Origin of the sequence: Nocardia sp. CY41, from assembly GCF_009829325.1 — a bacterium.
Lineage (GTDB): Bacteria > Actinomycetota > Actinomycetes > Mycobacteriales > Mycobacteriaceae > Nocardia.
This window is the reverse complement of record NZ_VUOS01000001.1, coordinates 225,831-244,700: the sequence shown is the minus strand read 5'-3', so window position 1 is coordinate 244,700 and position 18,870 is coordinate 225,831. Positions and strand designations below refer to the sequence as shown.

The 18,870-nt window shown below is 70.0% G+C and carries 17 protein-coding genes; 14 read left to right on the top strand and 3 right to left on the bottom strand.

Annotated elements, in window-relative coordinates; all coding sequences use genetic code 11:
* The 3 genes from GVY64_RS01175 to GVY64_RS01165 form a co-directional block, all read right to left on the bottom strand.
* Positions 1 to 714: an HD domain-containing protein gene (locus tag GVY64_RS01175; RefSeq protein WP_159837815.1), complete on the bottom strand. Its 714-nt coding sequence runs from the start codon at positions 712 to 714 to the stop codon at positions 1 to 3.
* A 43-nt stretch (positions 715 to 757) separates the two neighbouring features.
* Entirely contained in the window at positions 758 to 1,207 is a 450-nt protein-coding gene (locus GVY64_RS01170; RefSeq protein WP_159837813.1) for an SgcJ/EcaC family oxidoreductase, read from the bottom strand.
* Positions 1,208 to 1,275: 68 nt separating this feature from the next.
* Positions 1,276 to 1,902 (bottom strand): alpha-ketoglutarate-dependent dioxygenase AlkB, encoded by a 627-nt coding sequence (locus tag GVY64_RS01165; protein WP_159837811.1) that lies wholly within the window; start codon positions 1,900 to 1,902, stop codon positions 1,276 to 1,278.
* A 139-nt stretch (positions 1,903 to 2,041) separates the two neighbouring features.
* Here GVY64_RS01165 and GVY64_RS01160 point away from each other — a divergent pair, with 139 nt between their 5' ends.
* The 14 genes from GVY64_RS01160 (at position 2,042) to GVY64_RS01095 (ending at position 18,858) form a co-directional block, all read left to right on the top strand.
* Positions 2,042 to 2,899 (top strand): SAM-dependent methyltransferase, encoded by an 858-nt coding sequence (locus GVY64_RS01160; protein ID WP_159837809.1) that lies wholly within the window; start codon positions 2,042 to 2,044, stop codon positions 2,897 to 2,899.
* A 146-nt stretch (positions 2,900 to 3,045) separates the two neighbouring features.
* On the top strand, positions 3,046 to 3,678 hold the full coding sequence (gene pyrR, locus GVY64_RS01155) for a bifunctional pyr operon transcriptional regulator/uracil phosphoribosyltransferase PyrR (protein ID WP_236566521.1): 633 nt from the start codon (positions 3,046 to 3,048) through the stop codon (positions 3,676 to 3,678).
* A gap of 40 nt (positions 3,679 to 3,718) precedes the next feature.
* On the top strand, positions 3,719 to 4,678 hold the full coding sequence (locus tag GVY64_RS01150; RefSeq protein ID WP_159837807.1) for an aspartate carbamoyltransferase catalytic subunit: 960 nt from the start codon (positions 3,719 to 3,721) through the stop codon (positions 4,676 to 4,678).
* 46 nt (positions 4,679 to 4,724) lie between these two features.
* Positions 4,725 to 6,041 (top strand): dihydroorotase, encoded by a 1,317-nt coding sequence (locus GVY64_RS01145; protein ID WP_159837805.1) that lies wholly within the window; start codon positions 4,725 to 4,727, stop codon positions 6,039 to 6,041.
* A gap of 38 nt (positions 6,042 to 6,079) precedes the next feature.
* Positions 6,080 to 6,601, top strand: coding sequence for a PH-like domain-containing protein (locus GVY64_RS01140; protein WP_159837803.1), 522 nt, complete (start codon positions 6,080 to 6,082; stop codon positions 6,599 to 6,601).
* Entirely contained in the window at positions 6,598 to 7,710 is a 1,113-nt protein-coding gene (carA, locus tag GVY64_RS01135; protein ID WP_159837801.1) for a glutamine-hydrolyzing carbamoyl-phosphate synthase small subunit, read from the top strand. The genes GVY64_RS01140 and carA overlap by 4 nt, the downstream gene beginning before the upstream one ends.
* On the top strand, positions 7,710 to 11,018 hold the full coding sequence (carB, locus tag GVY64_RS01130) for a carbamoyl-phosphate synthase large subunit (protein ID WP_159837799.1): 3,309 nt from the start codon (positions 7,710 to 7,712) through the stop codon (positions 11,016 to 11,018). Before carA ends, carB begins: the two co-directional genes overlap by 1 nt.
* 25 nt (positions 11,019 to 11,043) lie before the next feature.
* On the top strand, positions 11,044 to 11,868 hold the full coding sequence (gene pyrF / locus GVY64_RS01125; RefSeq protein ID WP_159837797.1) for an orotidine-5'-phosphate decarboxylase: 825 nt from the start codon (positions 11,044 to 11,046) through the stop codon (positions 11,866 to 11,868).
* A 572-nt stretch (positions 11,869 to 12,440) separates the two neighbouring features.
* Positions 12,441 to 12,761: an integration host factor, actinobacterial type gene (gene mihF / locus GVY64_RS01120; RefSeq protein WP_028476708.1), complete on the top strand. Its 321-nt coding sequence runs from the start codon at positions 12,441 to 12,443 to the stop codon at positions 12,759 to 12,761.
* 8 nt (positions 12,762 to 12,769) lie between these two features.
* Positions 12,770 to 13,354: a guanylate kinase gene (gmk, locus tag GVY64_RS01115; protein ID WP_159837795.1), complete on the top strand. Its 585-nt coding sequence runs from the start codon at positions 12,770 to 12,772 to the stop codon at positions 13,352 to 13,354.
* Positions 13,355 to 13,380: 26 nt separating this feature from the next.
* Positions 13,381 to 13,662: a DNA-directed RNA polymerase subunit omega gene (rpoZ, locus tag GVY64_RS01110; protein WP_039798918.1), complete on the top strand. Its 282-nt coding sequence runs from the start codon at positions 13,381 to 13,383 to the stop codon at positions 13,660 to 13,662.
* Positions 13,663 to 13,703: 41 nt separating this feature from the next.
* Entirely contained in the window at positions 13,704 to 14,927 is a 1,224-nt protein-coding gene (coaBC, locus tag GVY64_RS01105; protein ID WP_159837793.1) for a bifunctional phosphopantothenoylcysteine decarboxylase/phosphopantothenate--cysteine ligase CoaBC, read from the top strand.
* Between the two features lie 225 nt (positions 14,928 to 15,152).
* Positions 15,153 to 16,364 (top strand): methionine adenosyltransferase, encoded by a 1,212-nt coding sequence (gene metK / locus GVY64_RS01100; RefSeq protein WP_159837791.1) that lies wholly within the window; start codon positions 15,153 to 15,155, stop codon positions 16,362 to 16,364.
* Between the two features lie 103 nt (positions 16,365 to 16,467).
* Positions 16,468 to 18,858 (top strand): primosomal protein N', encoded by a 2,391-nt coding sequence (locus tag GVY64_RS01095; protein ID WP_159838233.1) that lies wholly within the window; start codon positions 16,468 to 16,470, stop codon positions 18,856 to 18,858.
* The last annotated feature ends 12 nt before the right edge of the window (positions 18,859 to 18,870 follow it).

Below are 18,870 nucleotides of genomic sequence, written 5' to 3'. Positions count from 1 at the left end.
TCAGTCCCGCGACAGAATGGCCTCGAAGCGCTCGTCGGCCCGGTCGAGCTGATCGAGGATGTGCTGCCGGACGTGGTCGGCCAGCGGCGTGTCCGGTCGGGTGACCAGGTCGCGGTACACGTCGGTGAGCGGGCGGTACTTGGCCGCCAGTTTCGCCATCGCGGGGCCGGTGGCGTAGAGGATGCCGACGCCGTTGTCGGTGAAGTCGGAGAGCTTGATGACGCGGGCCCACGGGTCCCGGTCCAGATTCATCGCGACATGCTCGCGGTACTGTGCCTGGCGGTCGCGCGCCGGATCCGGTTCGGGATTGGTCACCGCGGCCACGAGATCGGCCACTCGCGCACCGAAGCGATCGGTGAGCGCGCCCAGCGCGGCGTCGACGGCAGGCCCCGGTCGATCGGCGGCCAGCTCGGCGGCGTGGTCCTCGACCGAGTCGTGCAGCAGCCCCGCCGCGACCACGTCGGGGTCTCGGACCTCGTAGTGGCTGATGATCCGAATCGTCACGCGCAGTAGATGACTGAGGTACGGCTCGCGGCCGTACCGATCGTCTCGATGCAGGTCGGCCGCGAGATCGAGCGCCGCGGCCAAGCGCGGCGTGTCCGGCAGCTCGGCGATTTCCAGCAGTAGTCGTTCCCGCAGCCCGGCCTCGCCGTAGACCTCGCTGATCGTGTGCAGCGGCATCACGGCCAAGACCCCCGCCCCTGGATTGCTCATGCTGCCAGGCTAACCGGAGCGGGGGACACATGACGGACGACGATCACTCGGCCTTCGGCACCAGAGTGTTCTGCCGGGCGGCGATGTGCCAGCGCTCACCCTCCTTGACGAAGACGTACAGCGCGATCATGGCGTGGTCGTGCTCGATGAGCTCGCCGTCCGGTGTGGTCGCCCACGCGCGCTTGTGCGCGATCGCGACGTCCGGGCGCAGGAACGTGATGTCGGCGATCTCGTAACGGGCGTACTGGTCTTGCAGGAAACCGGCCAGGCCTCTGCGGCTGGAGTCGAGCAGCGCGTCGAATCCGGTGATCAGCGTGCCCATCGCGTTGACGACGGCCGCGTTGGCGGTGAAATCCGCCGACAGCAGGTCGGCATCGTTGGTGTTGAAGCCGGTCTGCGCGTTGGCCACGATCTGCCGGATCGCCACGATGTCGTCGGAGTGGTCGACCGTCGTGTCCTCGACCAGGGGTGGTGTGGATGCTGTCGTGCTCATGCCGACGAGCTTCCGACCTCAACGTCGGTTCAGGTCAAGTCGTGCACATCGTGGCTGGCGCACAAGGGTCAGCGGACGCCGTGCGGCCGGTACTGAATGCTGATCCGCGGACCGGTGGGTTTGCGCGTCTTCGGCACGGCGTGCTCCCAGGTGCGCTGACAAGACCCACCCATGACCAGTAGATCGCCATGCCCCACAACGTATTTGATACTCGGGCCACCACCGCGCGGCCGGAGCAGCAGCGCCCGCGGCGCTCCGATCGACACGATCGCGACCATCGTGTCGTGGGTGGCGCCGCGGCCGATGGTGTCGCCGTGCCAGGCGACGCTGTCGCGTCCGTCCCGGTAGTAGCACAGGCCCGCGGTGCGGAACGGTTCGCCGAGTTCGGGTCGGTAGTGCTCGCTCAATGCTGCGCGGGCGTCGGCCAGCGCCGGATCCGGCAGCGGTTCGTGCTCCGAGTAGAACCGCAGCAGCCGGGGCACCTCGACCACCCGGTCGTACATCGGCCTGCGCTCGGCTTTCCACGGCACGCCGTCGACCAGCCGGTCGAACAGCGCGTCCGCGCCCGACAGCCAGCCGGGCAGGAGGTCGATCCAGGCTCCGTGGTCCAGCACGGTGCGGCGGGCATCGCGCAGCGGCGCGAATTCGGTGTCGCCGAACCCGTCGAGCAACGATCCTTGCAGCGGTATGGACATGCGGCCGAGCCTACCGTCGATCGAACATATGTGCTAGCGGTTTTCGGTCAAGGTTGTCGAATCGTCGGGTGAAATGGCCTAGCGTCGCCGTACCGGAGCGCCCAGCCGGCCGGTGAGTCGATGGACGAGGGGAGTCGTCATGACGGAAGCAGCACCGCGAGCTCCGCGGGCCGGGGTCGCGATGACCGCGATCGGCGTCGCGGTCATCCGAGCGTGGGAATCCCGGCGGCCGGACCGTCTCTATGACGACCCCGCGGCGCAACTGTTCGTCGACGCGGCGCGCCGCAGCATCGGCGCCGGACCGGACGGTGAAGAGCGCTGGGCGCGGTTCGAGGCGCTGGCCGAACAGTTCTACGAGGGCCGCAGCGTCTCCGTCCGGCTGGTGGACGACGACGTCCTCGCGGCGGTCGAGGCGGGATGTCCGCAGCTCGTGATTCTCGGTGCCGGTCTGGACACCAGGGCCTATCGGCTGCCGCTGCCCGGCGAGCTCGACGTCTTCGAAATCGACCTGCCCGAGCTGTTCGCGTTCAAGGAGCCGCTGCTGGCCGCCGCCGACGCGCGGGCGGTTTGCGCACGTCATGTCGTGGCTGCCGATCTGCGTGGGGACTGGGCGGGCGCCCTGCGTGCGAGCGGGTTCCGGGCCGAGGTCCCGACTCACTGGATCGACGAGGGCGTCCTGGGCTATCTGCGGCGCGAGGAGGCGATCCGGGTGGTGGACACGCTCACCGACCTGTCCGCGCCGGGCAGTCGCTTCGGTGTCGCCCAGTTCGACACCGACCAGCACAGCGGGCGATACACCGAACTGCGCCGCTTGGTGCGGCCCGGGGCCGACGGGCCGCGCGAACCGAGTGGGCTGGGACCAGCGGCCGGGCAATGGCTCGGCGAGCACGGATGGCGAACCACCTTCCGGGCCTGGGACGATCTGGTGGCTCCGCTCGACCGCCCGGCCGCTCTGGGCAGCCGGGATCTGGGACTGATCCTCGCGGTGCGGCAGTAGCCCGCCGCCCGGCTTCCCCGCGGCGGCAAGTGGCCCCGCTCACAGCGCGATATGCCTGGTGAAAACGGGGTTCGACGCGCTGCTACGCTGCTTGCCGTAAGACATCCTTTAACGGACCGTCCGGTGAGGCGGGGAAGGAGGTCGGCATGGCCGTGCCCGAAGAACGGGCCGCCAAGTCCGGCGCTGCGGAGACATCGCAGCGGCACACCCCGGAGTGGGTGGCGGCGGGGCGAGAGCTGTTGTCGGCTTCGGATGTCGGGCGGACCGTCGCGCGCATCGCGCACCAGATCATCGAGAAGACCGCGCTGGACTCGGGCGAACCGGACGCACCGCGGGTGGTGCTGATCGGCATCCCCACCCGGGGGACGACCCTGGCCGCGCGACTCACCGAGAAGATCGAGGAATTCTCCGGCGTCCGCCCGGCTCTGGGCTCGCTCGACATCACGCTGTACCGCGACGATCTGCGCAGCCGCCCGCACCGCCCGCTGGAACGCACCTCCGTTCCGGAAGGGGGCATCGAGGACGCGCTGGTGGTCCTGGTCGATGACGTGCTGTTCTCCGGTCGCACCGTCCGCTCCGCCCTCGACGGCCTGCGTGATCTGGGCCGCCCGCGCGCGGTGCAGCTGGCGGTGCTCATCGACCGCGGTCATCGGGAACTGCCGATCCGCGCCGATTACGTCGGCAAGAACGTGCCGACCAACCGTTCCGAGGACATCTCGGTGCTGCTGACCGAACACGACGGGCGCGACGGCGTCTACCTGCACCAGGAGGAGGCGTGATGGGAATGCCGCACGCCGGCTCGCGGCAGGAGGCAGGCGCGTGAGGCATCTGCTGTCGGTCGCCGCGCTCGATCGCGCGGCCGCGAACGAGCTGCTCGACGAGGCCGAACGCTTCGAACAGGCCCTGCTCGGCCGTGAGGTGCACAAGCTGCCCACGCTGCGCGGACGTACCGTGATGACGGTCTTCTACGAGAACTCCACCCGGACCCGGGTGTCGTTCGAGGTGGCGGGCAAGTGGATGAGCGCGGACGTGATCAACGTCAGCGCGAGCAGTTCCTCGGTCGCCAAGGGCGAATCGCTGCGCGACACCGCGCTGACCTTGCACGCCGCGGGAGCCGACGCGCTGATCGTGCGGCACCCGGCCTCCGGCGCCGCGCACCAGATCGCGCGCTGGATGGACGAGTGGGCGGTCTCGGCCGGGCGCACCTCCGGTCCGGCGGTGATCAACGCGGGTGACGGTACGCACGAGCATCCGACCCAGGCCCTGCTGGACGCGCTCACTCTGCGGCAACGGCTCGGCGACATCGAGGGCAAACGGGTCGTCATCGTCGGTGACATCCTGCACAGCCGGGTGGCGCGATCCAACGTCTTCCTGCTGGCCACGCTCGGCGCGGAAGTCGTGCTGGTCGCCCCGCGCACACTGCTTCCGGTCGGCGTGCAGGCCTGGCCCGCTCGCGTCTCGCACCATCTGGACGCCGAGCTGATCGGCGCCGACGCGGTGCTGATGCTGCGCGTGCAGGCCGAGCGGATGAACGGCGGGTTCTTCCCGTCGGCCCGCGAGTACTCGATCAGCTACGGGCTGTCCGAGCGCAGGCTGGAGCTGCTGGAGGAACACGCCGTCGTGCTGCACCCCGGGCCGATGCTGCGCGGCATGGAAATCGCGTCCTCGGTCGCGGACTCCCCGAAAGCCGCTGTGCTGCAACAGGTCACCAACGGCGTGCATGTGCGGATGGCGGTGCTGTTCCGCCTGCTCGTCGGGACCCAGGAGGCAGTCGCATGAGCGGCGTGACCGCGCAGGGCGCCGCAGGTGCCGGAGAGGAAGCAGCATGAGCGAGCACACCGCCGTCTTGATCAAGGGCGCGCTGCTGTACGGCGAAGGCGAACCGGTCGATGTGCTCGTCGCCGACGGGGAGATCCGCCGGATCGGCACCGATCTGGATGTCGCCGACGCCGAGGTCATCGACGCGCACGGGCAGATCCTGCTGCCTGGCTTCGTCGACCTGCACACCCACCTGCGCGAGCCGGGCCGCGAGGACACCGAGACCATCGAGTCGGGATCCGCGGCCGCCGCGCTGGGCGGCTACACCGCGGTGTTCGCGATGGCCAACACCAACCCGGTCGCCGACTCGGTGGTCGTCACCGATCACGTGTGGCGGCGCGGCAGGGAGGTCGGCCTGGTCGACGTGTATCCGGTCGGCGCGGTCACCGTCGGGCTCGAGGGCAAGCAGCTCGCCGAGATGGGCACCATGGCCGCGGGCGTCGGCGCGGTGCGCATGTTCTCCGACGACGGTCATTGCGTCTACGACCCGCTGATCATGCGCCGCGCCCTGGAGTACGCGAACTCGCTCGGGGTGCTGATCGCCCAGCACGCGGAGGAGCCGCGACTGACCAAGGGCGCCATCGCGCACGAGGGGCCCACCGCGGCCCGGCTGGGGCTGGCCGGCTGGCCGCGCGCGGCGGAGGAATCCATCGTGGCGCGCGACGCCCTGCTGGCGCGGGACGCCGGGGCCAGGGTGCACATCTGTCACGCGTCCACGGCGGGCACCGTGGAGCTGGTGCGATGGGCGAAATCCCAGGGCATCTCCATCACCGCCGAGGTCACCCCGCACCACCTGCTGCTGGACGACTCGCGGCTGGAGACCTACGACGCGGTCAACAAGGTCAATCCGCCGCTGCGCGAGGCGTCCGACGCCGCCGCACTGCGGCAGGCGCTGGCGGAGGGGATCATCGACTGCGTCGCCACCGACCACGCGCCGCACGCCGAGCAGGACAAATGCTGCGAGTTCGCCGCCGCCCGGCCCGGCATGCTGGGACTGGAGACGGCGCTGTCGATCATCGTGCAGACCATGGTCGAGCCCGGGCTGCTGGACTGGCGCGGCGTCGCCCGCGTGATGAGCGAGCGCCCGGCCGCGATCGTCGGCCTGGACGAGCACGGCAGGCCGCTCGAGGCCGGCGAGCCGGCCAACCTGACGCTGGTCGATCCGAAGGCGAGCTGGACGGTGCGCGGAAAGGAACTGGCCAGCATCTCCAGCAACACGCCGTTCGAGGCGATGACCTTCCCGGCGCGGGTGACGGCGACGCTGCTGCGCGGCCGGGTCACCGCCAGGGACGGCAAGGCGCTGGCCAACCGGGCGGAGGCGTAGATGAACGACCGAGACGCAGCCGTTCGAGGAGGTTCGTAGTGGAGAGAACGCTCTGGGTGGTGGGGCTGCTGGTGCTGTTCGCGGCCTGCCTCTGGCTGATGTACCGGGGTTGGCGCAACCGCGCGGCACGTCAGGCGGAGCGCATCGGCGCCTTGCCCGCCGTGCCCGCCGAACTCGGCGCGCAGGTGCTGGAGCCGACCACCGGCCTCTACCTGGGCAGCACGATCGCGCCCAGCTGGCAGGACCGGATCACGGTAGGGGACTTGGGTTTCCGGGCCACCGCGGAACTCACGCGGTTCGAACGGGGAATTCTGCTCGAACGCGACGGCGCGACGGTGATCTGGATTCCGCAGGAATCCATCACGGCGGTGCGCACCGAACGCGGCCACGCGGGCAAAGTGATGACGGAAGATGGTGTGCTGGTCATTCGCTGGAAGCTGCCGACCGGAACCGAGATCGATACGGGTTTCCGCGGCGACGACAAGTCGGTCTACCCGGCTTGGCGCCGGCTTCCGGCGGGGGAGCAGAGCGGGACGATGACGGGAGATGACGAGGGATGACAGGAGAAGCAGCACTCGTGCTGGAGGACGGCCGGGTATTCCGCGGCCGGGCCTACGGCGCCGTGGGCCAGACGCTCGGTGAGGCGGTGTTCTGCACCGCGATGACCGGGTATCAGGAGACCCTCACCGACCCGTCCTACCACCGCCAGATCGTGGTGGCCGCCGCGCCGCAGATCGGCAACACCGGCTGGAACGACGAGGACGACGAGTCCACCAAGATCTGGGTCGCCGGGTACGCGGTGCGCGACCCCGCGCGACGGGCGTCCAACTGGCGCGCCACCAGGACGCTGCCGGACGAGCTGGAACGGCAGCAGGTCGTCGGCATCGCGGGCATCGACACCCGCGCGCTGGTCCGCCACCTGCGCACCCGCGGCTCGATGAAGGCGGGCATCTTCTCCGGCGCCGCTCTCGCGGCGGCCGACGAGCTGGTGGCCAGGGTGAACGGGCAGCCGTCCATGCTGGGCGCCGACCTGGCCGGTGAGGTGACCACCGACGCGCTCTACACGATCGAACCGGACGGCGACCACCGGCGCACGGTCGTCGCGGTCGACCTCGGGATCAAGACCAACACTCCGCGCATGTTCGCGCAACGCGGCATGCGGGTGCACGTGGTGTCCTCGACCACCACGCTGGATCAGATCCTGGAACTGAAGCCGGACGGGGTCTTCCTGTCCAACGGCCCAGGCGATCCGGCCACCGCCGACACCGCGGTCGAGCTGACCCGCGGCGTGCTCGGCCAGGGTCTGCCGCTGTTCGGCATCTGCTTCGGCAACCAGATCCTGGGCCGCGCGCTCGGGCGAGGGACCTACAAGATGAAGTTCGGCCACCGCGGCATCAACATCCCGGTGGTGGAGCACGAGACCGGCCGGATCTCGATCACCGCGCAGAACCACGGGTTCGCCCTGGAGGGCGAGCGGGGCGAGCGGTTCGACACCCCCTTCGGCACGGCCGAGGTGAGTCACGTCTGCGCCAACGACGGCACGGTGGAAGGCGTGCGGCTGGTCGACGGCCGGGCCTTCTCCGTGCAGTACCACCCGGAGGCCGCCGCCGGACCCCACGACGCCGCGTACCTGTTCGACCGTTTCGCCGGTCTCATGGAAGGAGCCTGATGCCTCGCCGCGAGGATCTGAAGCACATCCTGGTGATCGGTTCTGGCCCGATCGTCATCGGCCAGGCGTGCGAATTCGACTACTCCGGCACGCAGGCGTGCCGGGTGCTGCGGGCCGAGGGCCTGCGGGTGTCGCTGGTCAACTCGAACCCGGCGACGATCATGACCGACCCGGAGTTCGCCGACTCCACCTACGTGGAGCCGATCACGCCGGAGTTCGTGGAAAAGGTCATCGACAAGGAGCGTCCGGACGCCATCCTGGCCACCCTGGGTGGTCAGACCGCGCTGAACACCGCGGTCGCGCTGCACGAGCGCGGTGTGCTGGAGAAGTACGGCGTGGAGCTGATCGGCGCCGACTTCGACGCGATCCAGCGCGGTGAGGACCGGCAGAAGTTCAAGGACATCGTGGCCAAGGTGGGTGGCGAGAGCGCCCGCTCGCGGGTCTGCTTCACCATGGACGAGGTCCGCGAGACGGTCGCCGAACTCGGTTACCCGGTGGTGGTGCGTCCGTCGTTCACCATGGGTGGCCTCGGTTCCGGCATGGCGTACAACGAAGCCGACCTCGATCGCATCGCCGGCGGCGGTCTGGCCGCCTCGCCCACCGCGAACGTCCTCATCGAGGAGTCCATCCTCGGCTGGAAGGAATACGAGCTCGAGCTGATGCGCGACGGCCGCGACAACGTCGTGGTGGTCTGCTCGATCGAGAACGTCGACCCGATGGGCGTGCACACCGGCGACTCGATGACCGTCGCCCCGGCGATGACGCTCACCGACCGGGAGTACCAGAAGCTGCGCGATCTCGGCATCGCCATCCTGCGCGAGGTCGGCGTCGACACCGGCGGCTGCAACATCCAGTTCGCGGTGAACCCGCTCGACGGCCGCCTGATCGTCATCGAGATGAACCCGCGTGTGTCGCGTTCGTCCGCGCTGGCGTCGAAGGCCACGGGCTTCCCGATCGCGAAGATCGCCGCCAAGCTGGCCATCGGCTACACGCTCGACGAGATCGTCAACGACATCACCAAGGAAACCCCGGCCTGCTTCGAGCCGACCCTCGACTACGTGGTCGTCAAGGCGCCGCGGTTCGCGTTCGAGAAGTTCCCCGGAGCCGACGGCACGCTCACCACCACCATGAAGTCCGTCGGCGAGGCGATGTCGCTCGGCCGTAACTTCACCGAGGCGCTGGGCAAGGTGCTGCGCTCGCTGGAAACCAAGGCCGCGGGCTTCTGGACCCAGGACGACGGCGCGTGGACCGACGTCGAGGCGATTCTCGAGGATCTGCGCACCCCCACCGAGGGACGCATCTACCAGGTGGAGCGCGCTCTGCGGCTGGGCGCGAGCATCGAGGACGTCGCCGCCGCCTCCGGCATCGACCCGTGGTTCGTCGCGGAGGTGGCCGGTCTGGTCGAGCTGCGCCGGGAGATCCTCGACGCGCCCGTGCTGGACGAGCCGCTGCTGCGGCGGGCCAAGCACTACGGTCTGTCCGATCGCCAGCTGGCCGCGCTGCGGCCGGAGCTGGCGGGGGAGACCGGTGTGCGTGCGCTGCGGCACCGGCTCGGTGTCCGCCCGGTCTTCAAGACCGTCGACACCTGCGCCGCCGAGTTCGAGGCCAAGACCCCGTACCACTACTCGGCCTACGAGCTCGACCCCGCGGCCGAGTCCGAGGTGGCGCCGCAGCGCGACCGCGAGAAGGTGATCATCCTCGGGTCCGGGCCCAACCGCATCGGCCAGGGCATCGAGTTCGACTATTCGTGCGTGCACGCGGCGCAGACGCTGTCGCAGGCCGGATACGAGACGGTGATGGTCAACTGCAACCCCGAGACCGTCTCCACCGACTACGACACCGCCGACCGCCTCTACTTCGAGCCGCTGACCTTCGAAGACGTGCTCGAGGTGTACCACGCCGAGTGCGAGTCCGGCACCGTCGCAGGCGTCATCGTGCAGCTGGGCGGGCAGACCCCGCTCGGTCTCGCGCAACGGCTCACGGCGGCGGGCGTGCCGGTGGTCGGCACCAGCGCGGCCGCCATCGACCTGGCCGAGGATCGCGGCGAGTTCGGCGACGTGCTGGTCGCGGCCGGGCTGCCCGCGCCGAAGTACGGCACCGCGACCACGTTCGCGCAAGCGCGCAAGATCGCCGCCGCCATCGGCTACCCGGTCCTGGTGCGCCCGTCCTACGTGCTCGGCGGCCGCGGCATGGAGATCGTCTACGACGAGGACTCCCTGGAGGGCTACATCTCCCGCGCGACCGAGCTCAGCCCGGAGCACCCGGTGCTGGTCGACCGGTTCCTGGAGGACGCGATCGAGATCGACGTCGACGCGCTGTGCGACGGCGAGGAGGTCTACCTCGGCGGGGTGATGGAGCACATCGAGGAGGCCGGCATCCACTCCGGCGATTCCGCGTGCGCGCTGCCGCCGATCACTCTGGGCCGCAGCGACATCGAGGCGGTGCGCCGCTCGACCGTCGCACTGGCCAAGGGCATCGGCGTGCGCGGCCTGCTCAACGTGCAGTACGCACTCAAGGACGACGTGCTCTACGTCCTGGAGGCCAATCCACGGGCGAGCCGGACGGTGCCGTTCGTGTCCAAGGCCACCGCGGTGCCGCTGGCCAAGGCCGCGGCGCGGATCATGCTCGGCGCCACCATCGCCGAACTCCGCAAGGAGGGCATGCTGCCGAGCGAGGGCGACGGCGGGCACGTCGCGCTGGACGCTCCGGTCGCGGTCAAGGAGGCCGTGCTGCCGTTCCATCGCTTCCGGCGCGCCGACGGCAGCGGCGTGGATTCGCTGCTGTCGCCGGAGATGAAGTCCACCGGCGAGGTGATGGGCATCGACGCCGATTTCGGCACCGCCTTCGCCAAGAGCCAGACCGCCGCCTACGGTTCGCTGCCCACCGAGGGCACCGTGTTCGTCTCGATCGCCAACCGGGACAAGCGCGCGATGGTTTTCCCGGTGAAGCGCCTGCACGACCTGGGCTTCCGCATCCTCGCCACCGAGGGCACCGCGGAGATGCTGCGCCGCAACGGGATTCCGTGCGAGCAGGTGCGCAAGCACTCCGAGGTGAGCCCGGACGACGAGCCGACGATCGTGGAGCAGATCCGCGACGGCGAGGTCGACATGGTGTTCAACACGCCCTACGGCAACTCCGGCCCCCGCGTGGACGGCTACGAGATCCGCAGCGCGGCGGTCGGCGTGAACATCCCGTGCATCACCACCGTGCAGGGTGCGGCGGCCGCGGTGCAGGGCATCGAGGCCAGCATCAACGGCGGCATCGGGGTGCGGTCCCTGCAGGAACTGCACTCGGTGCTGCGTGGGTGAGCCGCGATCGGACGGAGCAGGCGAGATGAAGACCTTCGGTGAGCGCTTGCGGCATGCGATGCGGCACTTCGGGCCCGTCTGCGTCGGGATCGATCCGCACCCGGAACTGCTGCGGTCCTGGGGCCTCACCGAGGACGTCGAGGGTCTCGAACGCTTCGCCGAGATCTGCGTGGAGGCGTTCGACGGCCTGGTCGCCCTGGTCAAGCCGCAGGTCGCGTTCTTCGAGGCCTACGGCTCCGGCGGTCTGGCGGTTCTGGAGCGCGCCATCGCGGTGTTGCGCGCCTCGGGGACTTTGGTGCTCGCCGACGCCAAGCGCGGCGACATCGGTTCCACCATGGACGCCTACGCCCGGACCTGGCTGGCCGACGGCCCGCTCGGGTCCGACGCGGTGACGGTCTCGCCGTATCTGGGATTCGGCTCGCTGGCACCGGCGCTGACGCTCGCCGAGTCCGGTCGCCGCGGCGTCTTCGTGCTCGCGGCGACCTCGAATCCCGAGGGAGCGCAGGTGCAGCGGGCGGTCGCCGCCGACGGCCGCACGGTCGCGCAGACGATGGTCGACGAGGCCGCGGCGCGCAACGCGGGCGCGGAGTTCGGTTCGGTCGGCGTCGTGGTCGGGGCCACGCTCAGCGCGGCGCCGGACTTGTCCGCGCTCAACGGCCCGATCCTCATGCCCGGGGTGGGCGCCCAGGGCGGCGGTCCGGAAAGCATCCGTGACCTGGTGCCCGAGCCGATGCTCGGGTCCGTCGTCCCGAATGTCTCGCGCGAGGTGCTGAAGGATGGACCGACCGTCCCGGCACTGCGTGCCAGAGCGCAGGCGTTCCAGGACGCGTTCGCGTTCCTGCAGAAATGACCGCGAAAGGCCGGCGCACCCGCGCCGGTCTTTCGCCTTTTCCGCCTCCTGTGTGTGCAGGTGTTCGCACACACGTGCCCCTTACCGGGGTCTGTGCGGGCTCCTGGGCCGATTTCGGGGCCGATCGGTGCACCGGGATGGGCATATCGCTCCTGGGCCGATGTACAGGGCCGGAAACCGGCACCGGATGCCGGGTCATCGCGGCGGAATCGGCTCGGATGTGACGCCCGACACGCGCAAAAAACTCGCGACACGCGGAGAATTTCCAGAAAGTTCCTGGTAGGGCGGGCGCGGGGTTGCTGGAGAGATGCGCCGCCGTGTCGCAACCCTTCCGCAAACCATTCGGTTTGTCGAAAACGCCCTGCTGGAGGCGCATTTCGGGGATCCGGCGCGGTGATGCGCTCGGTGGCGCGGACGGGACCGGCGCCGGGCCGCCGGTGCGCGGTCCCGACCCCGAATCATGCGCTGACCTGGGGGGTGGGTTCGCAATCGGCGGACGTCGTGGGTACGGTCGCTGAGACTGCCGGGTTACCGGCAGGAGTTGATGCAATGAACGATGAGACGGAGGAACCGTGGCCCTTCCCCAGCTGACTGACGAGCAGCGCGCCGCTGCTTTGGAGAAGGCGGCTGCCGCTCGCCGCGCTCGGGCGGAGCTCAAGGAGCGCTTGAAGCGTGGCGGCACCAACCTGAAGCAGGTCCTCACCGACGCCGAGACCGACGAGATCCTCGGCAAGATGAAGGTGTCGGCGCTGCTGGAGGCCCTGCCGAAGGTGGGCAAGGTCAAGGCGGCGGAAATCATGAGCGAGCTGGAGATCGCCCCCACCCGGCGGCTGCGCGGACTCGGCGACCGGCAGCGCAAGGCGCTGCTGGCCCGGTTCGACTTCGACGCCTGACGACGAGGGTGATCGAACACACGCGGAAGGGTCGACTGGTCGTACTGGTCGGCCCCTCGGCCGTGGGCAAGTCCACCGTGGTCCGCTGTGTCCGCGAACGACTGCCCGACCTGGTCTTCAGCGTGTCGGCAACGACCCGGGCCCCGCGGCCCGGGGAGGTCGACGGCCTCGACTACCACTTCGTCTCCCGCGCGGAGTTCGACGCGATGATCGAGGCGGGTGAGCTGCTCGAATGGGCGGACATCCACGGCGGGTTGCAGCGTTCGGGCACCCCCGCCGGGCCGGTGCGCGCCGCTCTGGCGGAAGGCCTGCCGGTGCTCGTCGAAGTGGATCTGGAGGGTGCGCGGTCGGTGCGCCGGGCGATCCCGGAAGCCATCCTGGTCTTCCTGGCCCCGCCGAGCTGGGAGGAGTTGGTGGCGCGGCTGACCTCGCGCGGCACCGAGTCGCCCGAGGTGATCGAGCGCCGCCTGGAGACGGCGAGGATCGAGCTGGCCGCCTGTGACGAGTTCGACATCGTTATCGTGAACGACGAGGTGACCAGCGCCTGTGAGCAGTTGGTATCGTTGTTCGTTAGCACAAATTCGAGTTCGTGACCTCCCCAACACCAGGAGTCCCCCTAGTGAGCAGTACGGACACCAAGACCGCGCCCGCCTACGACACGCCGGTCGGCCTCACCAACCCGCCGATCGACGAGCTGCTGGAGCGCACGTCGTCCAAGTACGCCCTGGTCATCTACGCGGCCAAGCGGGCTCGGCAGATCAACGATTACTACAACCAGCTCGGCGACGGCATCCTCGAGTACGTCGGCCCGCTGGTCGAGCCGGGTCTGCAGGAGAAGCCGCTGTCGGTCGCCCTGCGCGAGATCCACTCCGACCTGCTCGAGCACTCCGAAGGCGAGTGAGGCGAACCGTTCGCCGTGACCACGACTAGGCCGGAGGCGTAGTGACCACAAGGATCGTCGTCGGCGTAGCCGGAGGAATCGCCGCCTACAAGGCGTGCTCTCTGGTCCGGCGATTCACCGAGACCGGACACGACGTCCGGGTGATCCCCACCACCTCGGCGCTGGAGTTCGTCGGCAAGGCGACCTTCGAGGCGTTGTCCGGGAACCCGGTGCACACCGGCGTGTTCTCCGACGTGCCGGAGGTCCCGCATGTTCGGCTCGGCCAGGAGGCGGACCTGGTGGTCATCGCCCCGGCGACCGCCGATCTCATGGCCCGCGCCGCGTCCGGTCGCGCCGACGACCTGCTCACCGCCACGTTGCTGACGGCCCGATGTCCGATCTTGTTCGCGCCCGCGATGCATACCGAGATGTGGGAGCATCCCGCGACCGCCGCGAACGTCGCGACGCTGCGCGCCCGCGGGGCGATCGTCATGGAGCCCGCGGCGGGCCGGCTCACTGGCGCCGACACCGGCCCGGGACGGCTGCCCGAGCCCGAGGAGATCTTCGGTCTCGCGTCGCTGCTCATGGAGCGCGCCGACGCGATCCCGCGGGATCTGGAGGGCCGCCGGGTCGTCATCACGGCGGGCGGCACCAGGGAACCGCTGGATCCGGTGCGTTTCCTCGGTAACCGCAGCTCCGGCAAGCAGGGCTACGCGCTCGCGCGGGTCGCCGCCCAGCGCGGCGCCCACGTCACGCTGATCGCGGGCAATACGATCGAGATGGCGGCGCCTGCCGCCGTCGACCTGGTGCACATCACCACCGCCGAACAGCTGAAGACCGCCGTCGACAAGCACGCCGTCGGCTCCGACGCGGTGATCATGGCCGCGGCGGTCGCCGATTTCCGGCCGACCAACGTCGCCGCCGCCAAGATCAAGAAGGGCGCGGGCGAGCCCGACGTCATTCCGCTGACCAAGACCGACGACATCCTCGCCGGACTGGTGCAGGCGCGCCGCGACGGGCAGTTGCCCGGCACCGCGATCGTCGGCTTCGCCGCCGAGACCGGTGACGAGCACGGCGACGTCCTGACCCACGCGCGGGCCAAACTCGCCCGCAAAGGCTGCGACCTGCTCGTGGTCAACGCGGTCGGGGAGGGTAAGGCGTTCGAGGTGGACACCAACGACGGCTGGCTGCTCGGCGCGGACGGCACCGAACAGGCGCTCGATCACGGCTCGAAGGCCTTGCTGGCCAGCCGTGTGCTCGACGCGCTGAGCGTGTTGTTGCGCTGAGCCGGGCGGCGCACCTGTCAGGATTGCCATCCGATCCGTGGTTCGTTCGCGGTGTCGTCGAGATTTCGGCGCCGCCTGGACACCGGGAATTCAGCTGTCCGCAGTGGCTGTGTAGTTGGGGTCCGCGCTGTCGGTGATTTGGAATAGTCTGAGATGTAAGGGTTGCGACACAGCGTTACTGTCGCAAGCCGATACGAGTAACCCGTTGAGGGAGAGGGAAGAACTGTGCGCACGTCCGGGAGCCGGCTTTTCACCAGTGAGTCCGTGACCGAAGGTCATCCGGACAAAATCTGTGATGCCATCAGCGATTCCATTCTCGACGCGTTGCTCGCGGAGGATCCGCGCAGCCGGGTCGCGGTGGAAACCCTCGTGACGACCGGCCAGGTCCACGTCGCGGGTGAGGTCACCACGTCGGCATATGCCGATATTCCCCGTATTGTCCGGGAAAAGGTCCTGGAAATCGGATATGACTCGTCGGCAAAGGGTTTCGACGGAAATTCCTGCGGTGTGAATATCGCGATCGGCGCGCAGTCTCCGGATATCGCGCAGGGCGTCGACACCTCGCACGAAGCGCGGATCGGCGGCTCCGACGACGAGATCGAGCGGCAGGGTGCGGGCGATCAGGGCCTGATGTTCGGCTACGCCACCAGGGACACTCCCGAGCTGATGCCGCTGCCGATCGCGCTCGCGCACCGGCTGTCGCGCCGCCTGACCGAGGTGCGCAAGTCCGGCGTGCTGCCCTACCTGCGCCCGGACGGCAAGACTCAGGTCACCATCGAGTACGAGGGTGATCGCCCGGTCCGCCTGGACACGGTGGTCGTCTCCACCCAGCACGCCGCCGACATCGACCTGGACAACCTGCTCGCGCCCGACATCCGCGAGAAGGTGCTCGACGCGGTGCTCGCCGACCTGGACGTGCCGAGCCTGGACGTCTCGGACATCCGCCTGCTGGTCAACCCCACCGGCAAGTTCGTACTCGGTGGCCCGATGGGCGACGCGGGCCTGACCGGCCGCAAGATCATCGTCGACACCTACGGCGGCATGGCCCGGCACGGTGGCGGCGCCTTCTCCGGCAAGGACCCGTCGAAGGTGGACCGCTCGGCCGCCTACGCCATGCGCTGGGTCGCCAAGAATGTGGTGGCGGCCGATCTGGCCGACCGGGTCGAGGTCCAGGTGGCCTACGCGATCGGCAAGGCGGCTCCGGTCGGCTTGTTCGTCGAGACCTTCGGCACCGAGAAGGTGGACCCCGCCCGCATCTCCACCGCCATCACCGAGGTCTTCGACCTGCGTCCGGGCGCGATCATCCGTGACCTGGACCTGTTGCGCCCGATCTACGCGCCGACCGCCGCGTACGGCCACTTCGGCCGCACCGACGTCGACCTGCCGTGGGAGCACACCGACCGCGCGGACAAGCTGCGCGCGGCCGTCGGGCTCTGACCTCGATCAGGTCCGAGTGAACGAACCCGCGGCGGACACCCCCGCCACCGAGGCGGACGGTCCGGCCGCGGGTGCTCCGGGCGTGGCGCTGCCGATCGCCCGGGTGCTTCCGCTGTTGTCGCCGGCGCATCTCGACCGCGACTTCGACTACCTGGTGCCCCCCGAGCTGGACGAGATCGCCCAGCCGGGGGTCCGGGTGCGTGTCCGGTTCGCCGGTCGGCTGGTCGACGGGTATCTCCTGGCGCGATCGGCGCACAGTGACCACGGCGGCAAGCTGGTCGCGCTCGAACGAGTCGTTTCCGGCGAACGGGTGCTGACCCCGGAGATTTTGGAACTGGCCGGCAAGGTGGCGGCCCGGTACGCGGGTACCCGCGCCGACGTACTGCGGCTCGCCATTCCACCGCGCCATGCCCGCACGGAAGCCGGGGGCAAGAAGAAGTCCGTTGGCGCACAGGACGATTCCGTCGATTCCCCGGATTCGTCCGCTGCTCCCGCGACGGACCCGGGGTCATCCAGGGGCGCTAGTGGCGCCGAAATGTCACGTGCACAGGCGTTTCGCGTGCAGAACGGGGAGGTGAACTCCACGCCCGCCGCGACACTCCACACTGCGCGTACTGCGAATTCTGCGGTGGTGAAATCTGATTCGGCGGTCGCCGACCACGGGTCCGCGAGAGAGACTACCGAAACCGTCGATGCGGCTGAGCCGGACGATCCGGACCTTGCGAGCGCGGATGCCGCCCGAAATGGGCGCTCGCCCGAGGGGCGCACCGCCGAGTTCGAAGCCGAGTCCGACACGCTCTCAACGGAACCGCGGTCCGACAGTGGAGTTGCGGCGACCGGCGGCGGCGCGCAGACGGGTTGTGCGGACTCGGCGCTCGACGCCGTGGATCTCGCTGCCTGGGAGCGTTACGTGCACGGATCGGCATTCGTCGGTGCGCTCGCTCGAGGAAGAGGGGCACGCGCCGCGTGGCAGGCACTCCCCGGTGAGGACTGGCCACGGCGGCTGGCGGAACTCGCCGCCGTGGTGGCCGGCCATGGGCGCAGCGCGATCCTCATGGTCCCCGACCAACGCGACCTCGACCGGGTGCTGGCGGAATGCATTCGACTGATAGGGGACTCGGCCGTCGGACTGGCCGCCGGTCTCGGCCCCGCGGCACGGTACCGGCGCTGGCTCGCGGTGCTGCGCGGTTCGGTGCGCGTGGTGGTCGGCACGCGCAGCGCGGTCTTCGCACCGGCGGTGGACCTCGGGTTGATCGCGCTCTGGGACGACGGCGACGACACCTACGCGGAACCGCGCGCACCGTATCCGCACGCACGTGAAGTGGCGATGTTGCGGGCACACGAGACCGGAGCGGCATTCGTCGCGGCGGGTTTCGCGCGGACCGCGGAGATCCAAGCGGTGGTCGATTCCGGCTGGGCGCACGATCTGGTCGCCGATCGCGCGGTGCTGCGCAAGGCCGCGCCGCGAATCAGCGCACCGGGTGACAGCGACCTCGCGTTGGAACGCGATCCGGTCGCGCGTGCCGTCCGGATTCCCGGCGTCGCCTTCGCGGCTGCCCGTGCTGCGCTGAAGGAGGGTGCGCCGGTGCTGGTCCAGGTGCCGCGCCGGGGATACATTCCGGCGCTGGCCTGCGGAAAGTGCCGTACCCCCGCGCGCTGCAGGCACTGCAACGGGCCGCTCGCGCTGCCGGAAGCCCGCCGATCGGCCGACCCCGGTGCGTCCGCGCAGAGCCCCGCTTGCCGCTGGTGCGGGATCACCGAGGCCGCCTTCCGATGTTCCACCTGCGGCTCACGTGCGCTGCGCGCCGTGGTGATCGGCGCCGCGCGCACCGCGGAGGAACTCGGCCGCGCCTTTCCCGGCGTGCCGATCCGTGGTTCCGGCGGCGGCACCGTGCTCGACACCGTGGAGCAGGGTCCGCAGGTGGTCGTCGCCACGGTCGGCGCCGAACCGGTGGTACCCGGCGGGTACGGCGTCGCGTTGCTGCTCGACGGGTGGGCCTTGCTCAGCCGCGCCGACCTGCGGGCCGCCGAGGACGCGCTGCGCCGCTGGATGGCCGCTGCGGCACTGGTCCGCGCGCATGGCCAGGTAGTCATCGTGGCCGAGCCGTCCATCCCCACCGTGCAGGCACTGGTCCGATGGGATCCGGTCGGCGCAGCGCGCGCGGAGGTCGCGGCGCGGGCCGAGGTGGGCTTCCCGCCCGCTGTCCGGCTCGCCGCGATCGATGGCACCGCCGAGACCATCGCCGAACTGCTCGCGGCGGCGGACCTGCCCGATACGGTCGACCGCCTCGGGCCGGTTCCGCTGCCGGACGGCGCCCGCAAACCGTTCTCCTCCGGCGATGCGCCCGCCGAAGTCGAACGCTTGCTCCTGCGGGTCGAGCGCCGCCGGGGCTCGGCGCTCGCGCGCGCCCTGCGCGCCGCCCAGGCGGTCCGCAGCACGCATCGTTCCGACGCCCCGCTCCGTGTGCAGATCGACCCGGTCGACATCGGCTGACGGGCGCGGGGG